This window comes from Pseudomonas sp. LAP_36, assembly GCF_019456785.1.
In the GTDB taxonomy this organism is placed as follows: domain Bacteria; phylum Pseudomonadota; class Gammaproteobacteria; order Pseudomonadales; family Pseudomonadaceae; genus Aquipseudomonas; species Aquipseudomonas tritici.
This window is the reverse complement of the sequence record NZ_JAHZMS010000005.1, coordinates 360,740-375,539: the sequence shown is the minus strand read 5'-3', so window position 1 is coordinate 375,539 and position 14,800 is coordinate 360,740. Positions and strand designations below refer to the sequence as shown.

The 14,800-nt window shown below is 58.5% G+C and carries 20 protein-coding genes; 8 read left to right on the top strand and 12 right to left on the bottom strand.

From position 1 onward, the window contains the following. Window positions 1–96: 96 nt before the first annotated feature. Together JBO08_RS18905 and JBO08_RS18900 are read left to right on the top strand one after the other, a co-directional pair. The gene (locus tag JBO08_RS18905) at window positions 97–579 is read left to right on the top strand and encodes a glutathione peroxidase (RefSeq protein WP_049711568.1); all 483 of its coding nucleotides are present in this window, start codon (window positions 97–99) and stop codon (window positions 577–579) included. 164 nt (window positions 580–743) lie between these two features. Further along, a complete protein-coding gene (locus tag JBO08_RS18900; RefSeq protein ID WP_065880726.1) occupies window positions 744–1,847 on the top strand; it encodes an NADH:flavin oxidoreductase in 1,104 nt (367 codons plus the stop codon). A 48-nt stretch (window positions 1,848–1,895) separates the two neighbouring features. Here the strand turns inward: JBO08_RS18900 and JBO08_RS18895 are convergent, their stop codons facing one another. The 3 genes from JBO08_RS18895 to cysZ form a co-directional block, all read right to left on the bottom strand. Next, window positions 1,896–2,075: a hypothetical protein gene (locus tag JBO08_RS18895; protein ID WP_065874462.1), complete on the bottom strand. Its 180-nt coding sequence runs from the start codon at window positions 2,073–2,075 to the stop codon at window positions 1,896–1,898. 107 nt (window positions 2,076–2,182) lie between these two features. Further along, complete coding sequence (locus JBO08_RS18890) at window positions 2,183–3,361, bottom strand: glycosyltransferase family 1 protein (RefSeq protein ID WP_065874463.1); 1,179 nt, start codon at window positions 3,359–3,361, stop codon at window positions 2,183–2,185. A 54-nt stretch (window positions 3,362–3,415) separates the two neighbouring features. Further along, complete coding sequence (gene cysZ / locus JBO08_RS18885) at window positions 3,416–4,183, bottom strand: sulfate transporter CysZ (RefSeq protein ID WP_220074416.1); 768 nt, start codon at window positions 4,181–4,183, stop codon at window positions 3,416–3,418. A 283-nt stretch (window positions 4,184–4,466) separates the two neighbouring features. Here cysZ and trxB point away from each other — a divergent pair, with 283 nt between their 5' ends. After that, window positions 4,467–5,429, top strand: coding sequence for a thioredoxin-disulfide reductase (gene trxB / locus JBO08_RS18880; RefSeq protein ID WP_003176041.1), 963 nt, complete (start codon window positions 4,467–4,469; stop codon window positions 5,427–5,429). A gap of 180 nt (window positions 5,430–5,609) precedes the next feature. Here trxB and JBO08_RS18875 read toward each other — a convergent pair whose 3' ends face one another. Beyond that, window positions 5,610–5,951, bottom strand: coding sequence for a HopJ type III effector protein (locus JBO08_RS18875; RefSeq protein ID WP_065874465.1), 342 nt, complete (start codon window positions 5,949–5,951; stop codon window positions 5,610–5,612). 261 nt (window positions 5,952–6,212) lie between these two features. Here JBO08_RS18875 and JBO08_RS18870 point away from each other — a divergent pair, with 261 nt between their 5' ends. Beyond that, complete coding sequence (locus tag JBO08_RS18870; RefSeq protein ID WP_202895309.1) at window positions 6,213–6,701, top strand: hypothetical protein; 489 nt, start codon at window positions 6,213–6,215, stop codon at window positions 6,699–6,701. Between the two features lie 43 nt (window positions 6,702–6,744). On the opposite strand, the gene JBO08_RS18865 is transcribed toward JBO08_RS18870, so the two are convergent. Genes JBO08_RS18865 through JBO08_RS18840 form a run of 6 tightly spaced genes read right to left on the bottom strand, consistent with a single transcriptional unit; the run spans window position 6,745 to window position 9,949 of the window. Next, entirely contained in the window at window positions 6,745–7,314 is a 570-nt protein-coding gene (locus tag JBO08_RS18865) for a hypothetical protein (protein ID WP_065874466.1), read from the bottom strand. A 31-nt stretch (window positions 7,315–7,345) separates the two neighbouring features. Further along, the gene (locus JBO08_RS18860) at window positions 7,346–7,645 is read right to left on the bottom strand and encodes a DUF1244 domain-containing protein (protein WP_065874467.1); all 300 of its coding nucleotides are present in this window, start codon (window positions 7,643–7,645) and stop codon (window positions 7,346–7,348) included. Between the two features lie 23 nt (window positions 7,646–7,668). After that, window positions 7,669–8,040 (bottom strand): dihydroneopterin triphosphate 2'-epimerase, encoded by a 372-nt coding sequence (gene folX / locus JBO08_RS18855; protein WP_065874468.1) that lies wholly within the window; start codon window positions 8,038–8,040, stop codon window positions 7,669–7,671. A gap of 2 nt (window positions 8,041–8,042) precedes the next feature. Beyond that, window positions 8,043–8,603 carry a GTP cyclohydrolase I FolE gene (gene folE / locus JBO08_RS18850; RefSeq protein WP_049711572.1) on the bottom strand — a complete coding sequence of 187 codons (561 nt, stop codon included), beginning with the start codon at window positions 8,601–8,603 and terminating at the stop codon, window positions 8,043–8,045. A gap of 20 nt (window positions 8,604–8,623) precedes the next feature. Beyond that, the gene (gene folM / locus JBO08_RS18845) at window positions 8,624–9,334 is read right to left on the bottom strand and encodes a dihydromonapterin reductase (protein WP_065874469.1); all 711 of its coding nucleotides are present in this window, start codon (window positions 9,332–9,334) and stop codon (window positions 8,624–8,626) included. A 57-nt stretch (window positions 9,335–9,391) separates the two neighbouring features. Continuing rightward, on the bottom strand, window positions 9,392–9,949 hold the full coding sequence (locus JBO08_RS18840; protein ID WP_065874470.1) for an antibiotic biosynthesis monooxygenase: 558 nt from the start codon (window positions 9,947–9,949) through the stop codon (window positions 9,392–9,394). A gap of 215 nt (window positions 9,950–10,164) precedes the next feature. On the opposite strand from JBO08_RS18840, the gene JBO08_RS18835 reads away from it, so the two are divergent. Then, entirely contained in the window at window positions 10,165–11,115 is a 951-nt protein-coding gene (locus tag JBO08_RS18835; protein ID WP_220074415.1) for a MerR family transcriptional regulator, read from the top strand. 2 nt (window positions 11,116–11,117) lie between these two features. Here the strand turns inward: JBO08_RS18835 and JBO08_RS18830 are convergent, their stop codons facing one another. Together JBO08_RS18830 and JBO08_RS18825 are read right to left on the bottom strand one after the other, a co-directional pair. After that, window positions 11,118–11,723, bottom strand: a complete 606-nt coding sequence (locus JBO08_RS18830) for a hypothetical protein (RefSeq protein WP_065874472.1) — start codon at window positions 11,721–11,723, stop codon at window positions 11,118–11,120. A 58-nt stretch (window positions 11,724–11,781) separates the two neighbouring features. Beyond that, on the bottom strand, window positions 11,782–12,249 hold the full coding sequence (locus tag JBO08_RS18825; RefSeq protein WP_065874473.1) for a PAS domain-containing protein: 468 nt from the start codon (window positions 12,247–12,249) through the stop codon (window positions 11,782–11,784). 136 nt (window positions 12,250–12,385) lie between these two features. On the opposite strand from JBO08_RS18825, the gene JBO08_RS18820 reads away from it, so the two are divergent. From JBO08_RS18820 to JBO08_RS18810, 3 genes are all read left to right on the top strand, one after another. Then, on the top strand, window positions 12,386–12,841 hold the full coding sequence (locus JBO08_RS18820; RefSeq protein WP_065874474.1) for a flavodoxin: 456 nt from the start codon (window positions 12,386–12,388) through the stop codon (window positions 12,839–12,841). A 206-nt stretch (window positions 12,842–13,047) separates the two neighbouring features. Next, window positions 13,048–13,830 (top strand): class II aldolase/adducin family protein, encoded by a 783-nt coding sequence (locus tag JBO08_RS18815; protein ID WP_220074414.1) that lies wholly within the window; start codon window positions 13,048–13,050, stop codon window positions 13,828–13,830. Further along, window positions 13,830–14,735: an alpha/beta fold hydrolase gene (locus JBO08_RS18810; protein ID WP_065874476.1), complete on the top strand. Its 906-nt coding sequence runs from the start codon at window positions 13,830–13,832 to the stop codon at window positions 14,733–14,735. The genes JBO08_RS18815 and JBO08_RS18810 overlap by 1 nt, the downstream gene beginning before the upstream one ends. The last annotated feature ends 65 nt before the right edge of the window (window positions 14,736–14,800 follow it).

The window sequence follows — 14,800 nt, the reverse complement described above, 5'->3', positions numbered from 1 at the left end:
AGGCGAGTTTTGCAATCGGCGTCTATGATTGCAGGCTTGCGAGCTGTAATCTCGAAGCGCTGCAATGCGAAGAATATGGGATATCTGGAGTTCGTCATGAGTGCTTTCCACGACCTGAAACTCAAAGCGTTGGACGGACAAGAGCTGCCGCTGGCGCCCTTCAAGGGGCAAGTGGTGCTGGTGGTCAACGTAGCCTCCAAATGTGGTTTGACCCCGCAATACGCCGCGTTGGAAAAACTCTACCAGCAGTACAAGGACCAGGGTTTTACCGTACTTGGCTTGCCGTGCAATCAGTTTGCCGGCCAGGAGCCGGGTACTGAGGAAGAGATCCAGGCGTTCTGCAGCCTCAACTACGGGGTAACGTTCCCGCTGGGCAGCAAGCTCGAGGTCAACGGCCCTGATCGGCATCAACTGTACCGCCTGCTGGCAGGCGAGGGCGCCGAGTTCCCCGGGGATATCACCTGGAATTTCGAAAAATTCCTGTTGGGTAAAGACGGCCGGGTGCTCGCGCGCTTTTCGCCACGTACAGCGCCGGATGATCCGACGATCGTCCAGGCCATCGAAAAAGCCCTGAGCTAAACTTCCCCCCTGTGGCGAGTGAGCTTGCTCCCGTTGGGCTGCGCAGCAGCCCTGAAAGCCTTGCCACTTTTACCCCTTAATCACTCAGATCAATAGTGCTACTCAGCGCTGCGCACTCCCCATATTATCCACATCATAAATCCAGTCTCCCGTGGAGTGCCCCCATGCCTGTCCAAGCCTTGTTCAAACCGTTCCAGCTCGGTGCATTGCAACTGTCGACGCGCGTGGTCATGGCGCCGATGACCCGCTCGTTCTCCCCGGGTGGCGTCCCCAATTCCAACGTCATCGAGTACTACCGTCGCCGCGCCGCCGCGGGCGTGGGCCTGATCATCACCGAAGGTACGGTGGTCGGCCATCAAGCCTCAAACGGCTACCCCAATGTTCCGCATTTCTACGGTGAAGCCGCCCTGGCTGGCTGGAAGAAGGTAGTCGACGCGGTGCACGCTGAAGGCGGCAAGATCGTTCCGCAATTGTGGCACGTAGGCAGCGTGCGTCGTATTGGCACCGAGCCAGATGCCAGCGTGCCAGCCTATGGCCCGATGGAAAAACTCAAGGATGGCAACGTGGTCGTCCACGGCATGACCCCTCAGGACATCAAAGAAGTGATCAACGCCTTCGCCCAGGCCGCCAGGGATGCCCAGAGCATCGGCATGGACGGTGTAGAGATCCACGGCGCCCACGGCTACCTGGTGGACCAGTTCTTCTGGGAAGGCAGCAACCAGCGCACCGACGAATACGGCGGCAGTCTGGCCAACCGTTCGCGCTTTGCGATCGAGCTGATCGAGGCCACCCGCGCCGTAGTTGGCCCAGACTTTCCGATCATCTTCCGTTTCTCCCAGTGGAAACAGCAGGACTACACCGCTCGCCTGGTGCAAACCCCGGAAGCGTTGGGCGAGTTCCTCAAGCCGTTGTCTGACGCCGGTGTGGATATTTTCCACTGCTCCACCCGTCGCTTCTGGGAGCCTGAATTCGAAGGCTCCACCCTCAACCTGGCCGGCTGGACCCGCAAGCTCACCGGTAAGCCGACCATTACCGTGGGCAGCGTGGGCCTGGATGGCGAGTTCCTGCAGTTCATGGTCAACACTGACAAGGTCGCGCAACCGGCCAGCCTTGAGAAACTGCTGGAACGCTTGAACAACGATGAGTTCGACCTGGTCGCCGTGGGCCGTGCCCTGCTGGTGGACCCGGATTGGGCCGTGAAGGTGCGCGAGGGCCGGGAGAGCGACATCCTGCCATTCAGTCGTGAGGCGTTGACGACCCTGGTTTGAGTGGTTGGACTCCCTGTGGCCGCACAGGGAGCTTTATGGTTTTAGTGACTAGTACTGCGGCCCCTTGTACAGCTCTTTACTGTGGTCGGTTTTGTTTGGGTCTTTATGCCCGGTCTGACCGTAGACAGGGGGGGCTGCCCGGGATTTATCCAGCCATTGTTGCTGACGCGTCCATTCGGCGTTTGGCATGTTGACGCCATTGCGTGCACCCATTCCGTAAGCAGACATTTTTCGTATCTCCAATAATTGAAAGCCCTGCTTGCATAGCAGGTATCAATAATTGGCGTTCAGCATTAAGGAGTTCCCAGCTTAAATATAAGGAAAGACTTAAGGGTTTATCGCACGTAAGGCTGTGTAGGAAGCGCAGGGTTTTCATCGCATGCACCCCGTAGCTGATGCTCAAACTGCTCGATAATCGCCGGCCAACCCTGGCGACTCGCATGCTGACGGGCATTCAGGCGCATGCGGCGCAAGCTTTCTGCGTCCTCCAGCAACCAGTTCGCGGCCTCACAAAACGCATTCTCATCTCCCGGCATCGCCAGCACACCGTTGTAGCCATGGCGAATATGCTGGGTCGCAGCCGCCTGATCGTAGGCCACCACACCCAAGCCCGATGCCATCGCCTCCAACACCACGTTGCCAAAGGTTTCGGTCAGGCTGGGGAACAGGAACACATCGCCTGACGCGTAATGCCGCGCCAGTTCCTCGCCTCGCAAGGTGCCGCAGAAGATCGCTTCCGGCAGTTCCTTTTCCATCATCGCCCGTTGTGGGCCATCGCCGACGATGATCAGCCTCATCTGACGCTGTGGATAAGTGTCCTGCAACGTCTCAAAGCAACGCTTGAGCACTCCCAGGTTCTTCTCCTGCGCAAGTCTGCCTACGTAGAGCACGGCAGTTTGCTCACTGTTCAATGCCCAGCTTTCCCGCAGCGCGTTGTCGCGTCTGGCCGGGTGGAACAACTGGCTGTCCACCCCGCGTGACAACATCCCCAGACGCTCGAAATGCCTGCGCTCCAACTCCAGGCGCTGGCTGGCGCTGGGTACCAGGGTCAAGGTCGAACGGTTATGAAACCAGCGCAGGTAGTGAGTGACCATTCGGCTCAGCATGCTCAAGCCGTATTGGTTCGAGTACTGCTGGAAATTGGTATGAAAGCCACTGACCACGCTGATCCCCAGGCGCCGCGCAGCGCGCAGGGCAGAGAGACCCAATGGCCCCTCGGTGGCGATGTACAGCACGTCCGGACGCTGACGGGTCCAGCGTCGCAGCAATTTGTGCATCGACGACTGTCCCCATTGCAGGCCCGGGTACCCGGGTAGCGGCCAGCCACGGCACAGCAGCAACTCATCGTCGCTGGGGCGGCTCTGGTCGACGCCCTGGCGTGGGCGCACCAGCTCGACTTGATGGCCGCGCGCGCGCAAACCCTCGCACAAGCGGCCAAGGGTATTGGCCACCCCGTTGATCTCTGGCGGGAAGGTTTCGGTAATCAGGGTGATGTGAAGCGAGGCTGTCGTCATGACCCACAGTGTCGCCGTGGGCCATGTCGTCATTGTGTCATCGGCATGATGGATTTATGACGGGGTCACTTTTTTCGGCTGCGCCATCGCTTCGGCACCTTGCTCGCGCACCCAGAACAACGTCGCCCCGGCCACCGCCGCCGGCATCATCAGCAGGTTGACCACCGGCACCAGCAGCACCAGGTAGACGATGCCGCCGAAACTCATGCTCTGCCAACGTTTCTGGCGCAGCCAGGCAAGCATCTCGTTCCAGCCCAGCTTGTGGTTGTCCGCCGGGTAGTCGATGTACTGGATCGCCATCATCCACACGCCAAACAACAGCCATAGTGGCGCGGCGATCAGGTTGACCACCGGAATGAACGACAGGATAAACAAGCCGATGGCCCGTGGCAGGAAGTAGCCCAGCTTGCGCATTTCCCGGGCCAGCGTGCGCGGGACCATGGCGACCAACTCGCCCCAGCTGAAGGCCGGAAAGTCGTCGGTGCCACGTACCACCACTTCAACCTTCTCCGAGAGAAAGCCGTTAAAGGGCGCGGCGATGATGTTGGCCAGCATGGTGAAGGTGAAAAACACCATCAGCACCACTAGCACCACGAACAGAGGCCAGATGAGGTAATTCAGAAAACTCAGCCAGATCGGCAGCGTCGGCATCAAATGGTCGACCCACACACTGAACTCGTGACCGGCGAAATAGATCAAGCCGACGAACAGCATCAGGTTGATCGCCAGCGGCAGCAAAACAAACAGTCGCAGGCCAGGGCTCAACACCAGTTTGAGGCCTTCACGCAGGTATTGCGGGCCAGAAAGAGCAGGGGCGGGCATGGAGAACTCCGAGCAAAGGGGCGAACGCGCCGACCTTACCGACTTTGCACCTTAGGCGAAAGCGGCGACATCAGCGGTAACAAACGTGTCGATGAACCAACCCGACTGCATAGAGACCACCTATGAGCTGGATTGTTATTCCGTATTTCCTTAATCTTGCCCCCCTCGATACGCTGCACCCATTATTTTTCAGGGCCTGCGAGTTCAAGCCTTCCCCAAGTGCTTCGTAGTCCCTTTTTTATTCCAGCCGCCTTGTAGTCCGGGCGGTCGATAGGAGTGAGTCATGTCTGATACCCGTCATTCGCGAGTGATTATTCTCGGTTCCGGCCCTGCCGGTTACAGCGCTGCGGTCTACGCTGCCCGGGCCAACCTCAAGCCGCTGCTGATCACCGGCATGCAGGCGGGCGGTCAATTGACCACCACCACCGAAGTCGACAACTGGCCGGGCGACGTCCACGGTCTGACCGGCCCGGTGCTGATGGAGCGTATGAAAGAACACGCCGAGCGCTTTGAAACCGAAATCGTGTTTGATCACATCAACAAAGTCGATTTCTCGAAAAAGCCTTACAGCCTGACCGGCGACAGCGGCGTATACACCTGTGACGCGCTTATCATCGCCACGGGCGCCAGCGCCCGCTACCTGGGCCTGCCATCGGAAGAAGCGTTCATGGGCAAGGGCGTATCCGCCTGCGCGACCTGCGATGGTTTCTTCTATCGCAACAAACCGGTTGCCGTGGTCGGCGGCGGCAACACGGCCGTGGAAGAGGCGCTGTACCTGGCGAACATCGCCAGCACCGTGACCCTGGTTCACCGCCGCGAGACCTTCCGCGCCGAGAAGATCCTGATCGACAAGCTGCACGCCCGTGTCGCTGAAGGCAAGATCATCCTCAAGCTCAACGCCACCCTGGACGAAGTCCTGGGCGACAACATGGGCGTGACCGGTGCTCGCCTGAAAAACAACGACGGCAGCTTTGACGAACTGAAAGTCGACGGCGTGTTCATCGCCATCGGCCACACCCCGAACACCTCGCTGTTCGAAGGCGTGCTGGAAGCCAAAGACGGTTACCTGGTGGTGCAGGGCGGCCGTGAAGGCAACGCCACCGCCACCAACATCGAAGGTATCTTCGCTGCCGGTGACGTGGCTGACCACGTGTATCGTCAGGCGATCACCTCGGCCGGTGCTGGCTGCATGGCGGCACTGGATGCCGAGCGTTACCTCGACGGCCTGCAGAACGCTTCGTTCTGAACCCGTTGAACTAAAAAACCGGCTGTGAGGCCGGTTTTTTATGTCTGAGATTTGATTAACGCCTCAGTTCAAATGTGGGAGCGGGCTTGCTCGTGAACGCGGTGTATCAAATACACATTAAGTGACTGACACTCCGCTTTCGCGAGCAAGCCCGCTCCCACATTTTGATCTGTGTTTGACTCAGGACTTGCGAGTCAGGGGCTGTGCGGTGAACTTTACGCCGGCCAGGCCATGCGCGATCAAGGCGCGGATGTTGGCGTGGTCGCTGCCCTCAGGCGTCGCCACTACCGAACGGTAATGCTCGCCAAAAGCCAACAGCGCTTCCTGATCGCTCAGACCTTCCAGCAGGGCCAGACCCAATGTCTTGCACGAACCCTCGTTCTGCCCGGCCGCATTTTCTACAGCGCCATTGGTGAAAGCTTGTGGCTGGTAATCGTAACCGGCAGCGACAAAAGCCAAGGTGTCGGAAAAAACGTGTTCGCCGCTGTTGAGGCTGGCGCGAAGGGTGGTCAGGTCGGTCATGGGTATGGAGCCTTTTAACGTCGGGGTCAATATGTACACGCGTATGTGCACGCGCGCGCATGGTAGCTTTTTTGAGTGTCGAGATCATTCGGCGCAGGGATATTTTAAAAGGTTTGCGTTTTCGTGGTGGTGCTTCCTAGAATTCGCGCAACCATCCCGCTCGATTGAACGAGTAACAGGGTTTGAATAACTGTAGGAGTTGCTGTGTTAAGGATAATGTTGTGTGCGACGGTTGCGGGAGTCTTGTTAAGTGGTTGTTCGGTGGCTACCTACAGCCACAAATTGGAAGATGTTCAGGGCGGCGAACGGGTCGGTGTCAGTTTTGATAACCGTAATATTGACTATATCCGTGTCTACCCTAATACCGGTACGTGTATAAATCTGGATGACCCGCAAAATGGCTATACCAATAATGCGGTGGGTTTTCAGACAGCAATGAACAATAAGATCGAAGGGTTTCCCGACATTCCAGAAACCCCGCCGCTGCGCCGCGAGTTTTGGGTGAGTGCACAAAAAAATATCGCAGTGCGTATGATTTCAGCTAATGGTTCATACAGTACTGTCACGTTCAAACCGGTCGTAGGGTCTTACTATTATGTGACCGGGCTCTTCGTTAATCAGTATGCCCCGCGCACGCTCACTGTTTATGAAGTCTACAAAACCGAGAAGGGCTACTACGATAAAAAGCCTGTCACCGACTTGGCTCTGGAAAACTGTGAGGATGGCACGTTCAGGCTGCAGAAGTTCTGATTCCGTATTGGCAGGCAGCCGTTGCGGCTGCCTGCCCGCCGGATTAGGTCAGCTTGTAGCCTACAGAACGATTGTCGTACCAGGCATCCAGCGTGCTGAGTAGTTTTTTAGCCTGTTCTACCGTCAGCCCGAAGTAGCGATCCTTGCCGTCGATGTGAATCACCAGCATCGGCACGCCCGCGCGGGTTTGAGTAAAGTCAAACTGATACTCGACTTCTCTGTTTTCAAAAAGATAACCATAGGTGTTCCCCGCAGGCCGTTTCATCGTTAAACGCTTGGCGGTGTGCGTGTCGGCCTGTGCCCATGCTAGGAAGTCACGTATGGGTTTGACTTGTGCCTGATAGTCGTTTCGGATAAATCCAAAATAGCTGACACTGTCACTTGGGTTGATGAACTTTGCTAACGCAACTTTTTCTTTGTTGTCTGATATTTTTACGTCGAAAACGCGTTGTTCGGCACAGTCGTTAAAGGCCGGTTTAAACTCGCAGCCACCCAGACCGCTCACAGAATAAATTTCGTAATAGCGTCCGCTGGCATATTTGTCAGCGGTGGAGCAAGCGCCTAACGACAATAGGCCTAGCATTAAGGCGAATTTATATACTGAGTGTTTCACTTGACCTTCCTTTGGTTGCTTCCATGTTTAATCAGTTATTACCGTTGCCGTTTTTAGCGAACGCTGCCTGTTGGTCGGCGCTGGCTTCTTTCTGATACTGAGCTTTCCACTCGGCGTATGGCATGCCGTACACCACTTCACGGGCGTCATCGAGGCTCAGCTCGATCTGGCGCTCGTCAGCTTCGGCCTTGTACCACTTGGACAAGCAGTTGCGGCAGAAGCCCGAGAGGTTCATCAGGTCGATGTTCTGCACATCCTTACGGCTGTCCAGGTGGGCTACCAGCCGGCGAAAGGCGGCGGCTTCGAGTTCGAGGCGTTGTTGATCGTTCATAAGGCTCACTGGCAATTCAGGGGTTAGCGGCTGGCCGCCAGGGTAATCGAAACCGATTCGGCAAAGCGCAGCGCGTGGGGCTTGTCGACTTCGACTTCGGCGTACAGCACTGATTCATTACTCATCACCAGGTCCAGCAATTCCTGGGTCAAGCGCTCTAGCAGCGCAAAGCGGTTGCCTTCCACATGGGCGATGATCGCCTTGGTGATGGTGCGGTAGTTCAGCGCATGGTCGATGTCATTGTCGCGCACGGCTTCCTGGGCGGCATACAGGATGGTCAGGTTGATCAGCACATCCTGCTTGTTGAGGATTTCCTCCTCGTTGATACCGATGTAGGTGCGCAGGCACAGGTCCTTGACCCGGATACGCGCCATGCCTGGTTGAAGTTGTGGCATTGCTACTTGCTCCGTCCGATCAGTTGCAGGAACTCCATGCGCGTGGTGTTCGACTCGCGGAACGCGCCGAGCATCACCGAGGTGTTCATGGTTGAATTCTGTTTTTCTACGCCACGCATCATCATGCACATGTGCTTGGCTTCGATCACCACGGCCACGCCGGCCGCCTGGGTCACGTCCTGGATGGCGTCGGCAATTTGCCGCGTGAGGTTTTCCTGGATCTGCAGGCGCCGGGCGAACATGTCGACGATACGCGCCAGTTTCGACAGGCCCAGCACCTTGCCGGTCGGAATATAGGCCACATGGGCCTTGCCGATAAAGGGCAGCAGGTGGTGTTCGCACAGCGAGTACAACTCGATGTCCTTGAGGATCACCATCTCGTCATTGTCAGAAGCGAACAGCGCGCCGTTGACGATCTCCTCCAGGTTCTGCGCGTAGCCATGACACAGGTATTGCATGGCCTTGGCGGCGCGCTTGGGGGTATCGAGCAAGCCTTCGCGCTCGGGGTCTTCGCCCAGACCTTTAAGGATCTCGCGGTAGTGTTGGGGCAGGGATAAGGTCATACAACATCCTCACAAACGGCTTACTTGATATGCCGCCCGCCGTTGACGGTCAGGGTGGTTCCGGTGACATAAGGGTTGTCCAGCAGGTAGCGCACGCTCTGGTAGATCACCTCGGGCCCAGGCTCGATGCCCAGTGCCGACTTGGCCAGTACCTTGGCGCGGTAGGCAGCATCGTCGCCCTCGTTGAACATCACCATCGCCGGTGCGATGCCGTTGACCTTGATCAGCGGCGCGAACTGCGCGGCAAATGACAGCGTAAGGCTGTCGAGCCCGGCCTTGGTGGCGCAGTAGGCGATGTGCTGGCGGCTGCCCTTGCGCACCACGTCATCGCTGATATGCACGATGTCGGCCGGTGTCGAGCGTTGCAGCAGGGGTGAACAATGCAGGTTGATCAGGTACGGCGCAAGCATGTGCACGCTGAACATGTCGGTAAAAGCGCGGCTTTCGTCGCCAGGCGTTTCCGCGACCCAGGCCGAGGCGTTATGGATGATCGCGCGCAGGCTCTGGGTGTGGGTGTGCAGCTCGGCGATAAACGCGAGAATTCCGGTTTCGTCAGAGAAATCGGCATATACACCGGTGGCCCCACGCTCGCGCAACGCCTGCACGCCGGGCCGCTCGCTGCGGTAGCTGAAAATCACCGAGTGGCCTTCGTCCAGCAGGCGCTGGGCGCAATGCAGGCCGACACGCTGGCCGGCGCCGGTGATCAGGATCGGGGCGTTCGTTGCAGTCATGAGGGGCTCGCGTCGCTGGCAGATTGAAACTATACCAGCGACCGCACGCCCCTGTACTCAAGCGGCAGCTTCAGTGACCTTGCGCGGTGGGGAAGGATGTAGCCAATTCGCCAGCAGGTGGGTCGACAGTGGGATAAACAGATAAACCATCAAGGGCGTGAGCGCCAGGGTGCTGACCAGCACACGTGGCACCAGCTCCAGTTCATTGAGCAGCGGGCCCAATACAAAGTTGAACAACAGCGATACCGGGAAGAACGCCAGCCAGATCGCCACGGCCTGCTTCCAGCGTGGCGGGCGAGCACCCACCGCGCCGAACCAGCCGTCGATGCCGCGTACGCGGTGCTCGGACGGGTCGGCAAACAATTCGCTGCCACGGCTCAACCAGGCACTGCGGGAGGCAGAAAACTCCCAGGCATGCAGGGTGTGCTCATCGGCGAAGCGGAAAATGATCTGGAACTCATCATCATTGGGCGGCGGCGCAAGGACGCCTGAGCCCAGGTAGCCGGGGAAGTCCGTGGCCAATTGCTCGCCTTCGCGCAGCCAGGCCATCAGTTCTTCATAGCGACCCTTGGCCACGCGACGCGCAACCATCAGGGTGACGGGAGAGGTAGACATTGTGTATCTCCAAGTGTGCGGGTGTGCTGGGCCGGGTAGGCGGCACACAAACGAGGCTGCGGGGTGTTGCAGCGACGTAGAAAAAACACGCAAGGATTATTCCTGTTTTATCGAAATACGCCAGGTACTTTGGTCGGGTCGCCCTGTAACTTGTGTCGCACCGCCGAATAAGCGTTAAATAGTGTTCAAACTGACGCGGATGTTTTTCATCTCTGATGCCCGAAATTACTGCTCCCCAGCGCGAAAAGACGCCTAGCAATTTCACTGATTGCGACGACCTTTTCCCTATTCGTGAAGTCGCCCGGCTGACCGGCGTCAACCCGGTCACCTTGCGCGCCTGGGAGCGTCGCTACGGCCTGATCCAGCCAACTCGCACCGAAAGCGGGCATCGGTTGTACTCACGCGACGATATCGACACCGTGCACCGGGTGCTGGACTGGATCGAACGTGGCGTCGCGGTGAGCAAAGTCGGCAAAATCCTCGCACGAGACGAACTGCTCAGCGACCCTGGCACCGCGCCTGAAACGCAGGTGGAGTGGGTCCAGTGGCATGGGCGTCTGCGCCTTGCAATCAGCGCATTCGATGACCGTGAGTTGGACCGGCTGTACGGCCAGATCTTTTCCGCCTACCCGATTACCGTAGTGTTTCAAGACATTCTCATGCCGCTGTGGCAGGCATTGCTGCGTCACCAAGGGCGCTTCGGCCAAGCCAGCGAGTGGCTGTTCTTCGACAATTTCCTGCGCTCGCGCACTGCGCAACGTCTGCAAGTGGCAGCGGCCACGTCGGTACCTCGGGTATTGCTCGCGGCCGTTGCCGGGGAATGCCGCGAGTTGGAGTTGCTGGTCGCGGGCCTGCTGATGTCGGGGGAAAAGCTCGCAGTGAAGGTCATGGGCGTAGGCCAGCCATTCGATGAACTGACGCTGATCTGCGAAAAGACCCAGCCGCAAGCCTTGGTGCTGTTTTCCAATCGAGCGCCCGGCAGTGAACTGCCGCTGCGACTCAAGCGTCTGGCTATGACCCTGGATTGCCCGTTGTTGCTGGCGGGTGATGCTGCGGAGTTGGCGCAGGAGCGTCTTGCGGACTCGTCAATTGGTTGTCTCGGTAATGAGGGGCGGCTGATGCAGCGCCGCTTGCAGCAATTCTTGAGCGGTAGCCTGGATACCTGATTTCAGGCATGCACTTCAGGATGGGCCAGGCGGTGCTGGTGCAGGATGAACTGACGCAGACGCTCGGTTTCATCGGCGTCGCCTTGGCTCAGCCGATAGGCGAACAGCCCGCGTGCCGTTTCTCGTTCGAACGTTCCGCGCACCGCAATGCGCTCATAGCCCGATGGGCTGAACCACAGTGAAAAGGTTTTGGGCGGCTTGATCCGGCCCCGAATTTCCACCAGTACGCCTTTGAACGACACCTCATGCACCCACATCGCCCCCGGGTTGCCCTTGATGTTCTCCAGGGCCACTGGCGTTTCAAGCGCCAGGCGCCACGGACGAATCATCGGGCCGTCTTCGAAAATACTCGGCACGCCCAAGCGCAGGTGAACCGCGTGAAACTCATCTTCGACCAAGTGCAGTGGGAACGTGAGTTGCTGGTTGTCGAACTGCGCCTGGATGGTGACATGGTCGTGGGCGGCCAGGCGAGTGAGCAGGTCGCGAATCTGCGCCCCCCCGTTGACCGTCAGGCTCGACGATGCATCCCGCAGGTTCAACTGTGGGTTGTGCTGCATGGTCTGGATAAAATCCAGTTCGTCCTGCGTCAGGAGTGCGTCGCGTTGCATGAGGCCTGCTCAACGGGTAGGTGTTAAAACGCCATTATCCTCTTAATCACCGTTTTATCTAATTTTTGTTAGATCCACTCGTCGTCTTGAGTGCGGCCAGTTCTGCTTTGAGTTCGGCGACCTGCGCTTCCAATTGGGCCACGCGCTGCAGGGCTTTGACCTGGACGGTGACGTCCTTTTGAACGCCGATGAAGTACGTCTGTTTGTCTGCGGCGTTGTAAACGGTGGATATCGACAGCTCGTTCCAGAAATGCGTGCCGTCCTTGCGGTAGTTGCGCAGGGTTTCGCGACAATTGCCATCATTGCCCAGCGCGTCTCGAATGGCGATCAGGCCCGGTTGGTCCCGGTCTCCCGATTGCAGGAAGCGGCAGTCCTGATAGAGCACTTCGTCTTGGGTGTAGCCAGTCATCCGCTCGAAGGCGGGATTGACGTAGATCAGTGGCAAATCCTCGCCTTCCCGTTCAGCGATAACGATGCCTTCGTTCGAGGCATCAATGATCATTTGCATCAATTGAGCGTTAATCATGCGGGGCTTCATCTATGTAAGGTGTCGCAAGTCTAAGACACCCCGGTATTCTTTCCATCCGAGCACGACGTTTTTTTGAAGGGGTGGGTCGAGCTGCTAATATCCCACGCTTTCGCTCAACTACAGGATTAGATTGATGAAAGTCGCCATCCTTTCCGGCTCGGTCTACGGCACAGCCGAAGAAGTCGCTCGTCATGCTGCCAGTATCCTCAATGCCGCAGGTTTCGAGGCCTGGCACAACCCTCGCGCCAGTCTGGCGGATGTGCAGGCATTTGCGCCGGACGCTTTTCTGGCGGTGACGTCCACCACCGGCATGGGTGAGTTGCCCGACAACCTGCAACCCCTGTATTCGACCATTCGCGACCAACTGCCCGCCGCCTGGCGCGGCCTGCCTGGTGCAGTCATCGGCTTGGGCGACGCCAGCTATGGCGATACCTTCTGCGGTGGCGGCGAGCAAATGCGTGAGCTGTTTGCTGAGTTGGGCGTGCGCGAGGTGCTGCCGATGCTGCGCCTGGACGCCAGCGAAAGTGTCACCCCGGAAACTGACGCCGAACCGTGGCTGGCCGAGCTGGTCATTGCGCTGCGCGGTTGAGCGCTCATTCGCGCACCAATGCCTGTGCCGCCCCTTTATTGGCGGCACTTCTCTGACGTTGTACTCACGTATTTAAACTATTCTCAACACTGACTCGTACGGTCATCAAGCTGGCTGCCAAGGCAACTACGGCGCCCACGACGTCTGGCTAGACTGCCCCATCACTCAAAAAAATAATAAGAAAGTACGCCAAGGAGGTCGTTACCGTGAGCCTAGCCCCCGTTCTATCGCCACAGAATGTCCACGATCAGGTCAGCGCTGCCGAATGGCAAACCCGCGTCGACCTGGCAGCCTGTTATCGCTTGGTGGCGCTGCATGGTTGGGATGACCTGATCTTTACGCATATCTCGGCCAAGGTGCCGGGGACCGATGATTTCCTGATCAACCCCTATGGGCTGATGTTCGACGAGATCACCGCGTCGAGCCTGGTCAAGGTCGATCAGGCCGGCCACAAGCTGATGGACAGCCCCTACGAGATCAACCCCGCGGGCTACACCATCCACAGCGCCATCCATGAAGTTCGCCACGACGTGACCTGTGTGCTGCACACCCACACCGCTTCGGGTGTTGCGGTGGCGGCGCAGAAACAAGGCGTGTTGCCGATCAGCCAGCAGTCCCTATTCGTGCTGTCGAGCCTGGCCTATCACGCCTACGAAGGGGTGGCGTTGAACCACGAAGAGAAGGCCCGCTTGCAGGCCGATCTTGGCGAAAACAATTTCCTGATGCTGCACAACCACGGGCTGCTGACGTGCGGCAGCACCATCGCCGACACTTTTTTGATGATGTTTACCTTCCAGCGCGCCTGCGATATCCAGGTGCTGGCGCAAAGCGGCGGCGCTGAATTGATCACCATAGGGCCGCAGATACTCGTCGGTGCCAAGGCAATGGTGGCGGCTGTCACAAAGAGCGCACAAGGTATGGGGGGCGCGCTGGCCTGGCCGGCGTTGCTGCGCAAGTTGGACCGCGTCGATCCTGGGTATAAAACCTGATGCCACTCGCCGAGATTCCGCTCAGTGTCTGGCGCAAACGCAGCCAGACATTCGAATTTCACGGCCGCAGCATCCGTTACTGGGTGGCGGGGCAGGGCGAGCCGTTGCTGCTGATCCATGGCTTTCCCACTGCCAGTTGGGACTGGCACTACGTGTGGCAGCCCCTGGCCCACCGCAACTTGGTGATCGCCTGCGACATGCTCGGTTTTGGCGACTCGGCCAAGCCGCTGGACCACGGTTATTGCCTGCTGGAACAGGCGGATTTGCAGCAGGCACTGCTCGAGCACCTGCGAGTCGAGCAGCCGGTGCATGTGCTGGCCCATGACTACGGCGACAGCGTCGCCCAGGAATTACTGGCGCGGCACTATGAAGGTCGCTTTCAGATGGCCAGTTGTGTGTTTCTCAACGGGGGGTTGTTTCCTGAGACCCATCGCCCGGCGCTGGTACAAAAGCTCTTGCTCAGCCCCCTGGGCTGGATGATCGGCCGTGCGTTTGGGCGCAATGCCCTGGCGAACAGCTTCAGCCAGATATTCGGCCCCAATACCCGCCCCAGCGAAAGCGCCCTGGATGATTTTTGGAGCCTGATCGAGTGTCACGATGGCACGCGCATCCTGCACAAGCTCATCGCCTACATTCCTCAGCGTCGGCGCCTGCGTGATCGTTGGGTCGCGGCAATGCAGCAGGCTGAAGTCCCACTGCGGGTGATTGATGGCGAGATAGACCCGATCTCCGGCGCCCACATGGTGGAGCGTTACCACGAGTTGGTGCCCCACGCCGACACGGTCTTGCTGGCCAATATCGGCCACTATCCGCAGATCGAGGCGCCGGTGCAGGTGCTCAAGCACTACCTCGCGTTTCGCGAGCGAATTGCTGGCCCAGTGCGGGAGCTGGCTTGCCTGCGATAGCCATTAAAGCCTCAAGAACACTTGTAGTGAGCGGGCTTGCCCCGCGCTGGGCTGCGAAGCGGCCC

Coding starts and splice junctions, on each gene's coding strand:
- JBO08_RS18905 (WP_049711568.1), top strand. CDS start 97: ATGAGTGCTTTCCACGACCTGAAACTCAAAGCGTTGGACGGACAAGAG.
- JBO08_RS18900 (WP_065880726.1), top strand. CDS start 744: ATGCCTGTCCAAGCCTTGTTCAAACCGTTCCAGCTCGGTGCATTGCAA.
- JBO08_RS18895 (WP_065874462.1), bottom strand. CDS start 2,075: ATGTCTGCTTACGGAATGGGTGCACGCAATGGCGTCAACATGCCAAAC.
- JBO08_RS18890 (WP_065874463.1), bottom strand. CDS start 3,361: ATGACGACAGCCTCGCTTCACATCACCCTGATTACCGAAACCTTCCCG.
- cysZ (WP_220074416.1), bottom strand. CDS start 4,183: ATGCCCGCCCCTGCTCTTTCTGGCCCGCAATACCTGCGTGAAGGCCTC.
- trxB (WP_003176041.1), top strand. CDS start 4,467: ATGTCTGATACCCGTCATTCGCGAGTGATTATTCTCGGTTCCGGCCCT.
- JBO08_RS18875 (WP_065874465.1), bottom strand. CDS start 5,951: ATGACCGACCTGACCACCCTTCGCGCCAGCCTCAACAGCGGCGAACAC.
- JBO08_RS18860 (WP_065874467.1), bottom strand. CDS start 7,645: ATGAACGATCAACAACGCCTCGAACTCGAAGCCGCCGCCTTTCGCCGG.
- folX (WP_065874468.1), bottom strand. CDS start 8,040: ATGCCACAACTTCAACCAGGCATGGCGCGTATCCGGGTCAAGGACCTG.
- folE (WP_049711572.1), bottom strand. CDS start 8,603: ATGACCTTATCCCTGCCCCAACACTACCGCGAGATCCTTAAAGGTCTG.
- folM (WP_065874469.1), bottom strand. CDS start 9,334: ATGACTGCAACGAACGCCCCGATCCTGATCACCGGCGCCGGCCAGCGT.
- JBO08_RS18840 (WP_065874470.1), bottom strand. CDS start 9,949: ATGTCTACCTCTCCCGTCACCCTGATGGTTGCGCGTCGCGTGGCCAAG.
- JBO08_RS18835 (WP_220074415.1), top strand. CDS start 10,165: ATGCCCGAAATTACTGCTCCCCAGCGCGAAAAGACGCCTAGCAATTTC.
- JBO08_RS18830 (WP_065874472.1), bottom strand. CDS start 11,723: ATGCAACGCGACGCACTCCTGACGCAGGACGAACTGGATTTTATCCAG.
- JBO08_RS18825 (WP_065874473.1), bottom strand. CDS start 12,249: ATGATTAACGCTCAATTGATGCAAATGATCATTGATGCCTCGAACGAA.
- JBO08_RS18820 (WP_065874474.1), top strand. CDS start 12,386: ATGAAAGTCGCCATCCTTTCCGGCTCGGTCTACGGCACAGCCGAAGAA.
- JBO08_RS18810 (WP_065874476.1), top strand. CDS start 13,830: ATGCCACTCGCCGAGATTCCGCTCAGTGTCTGGCGCAAACGCAGCCAG.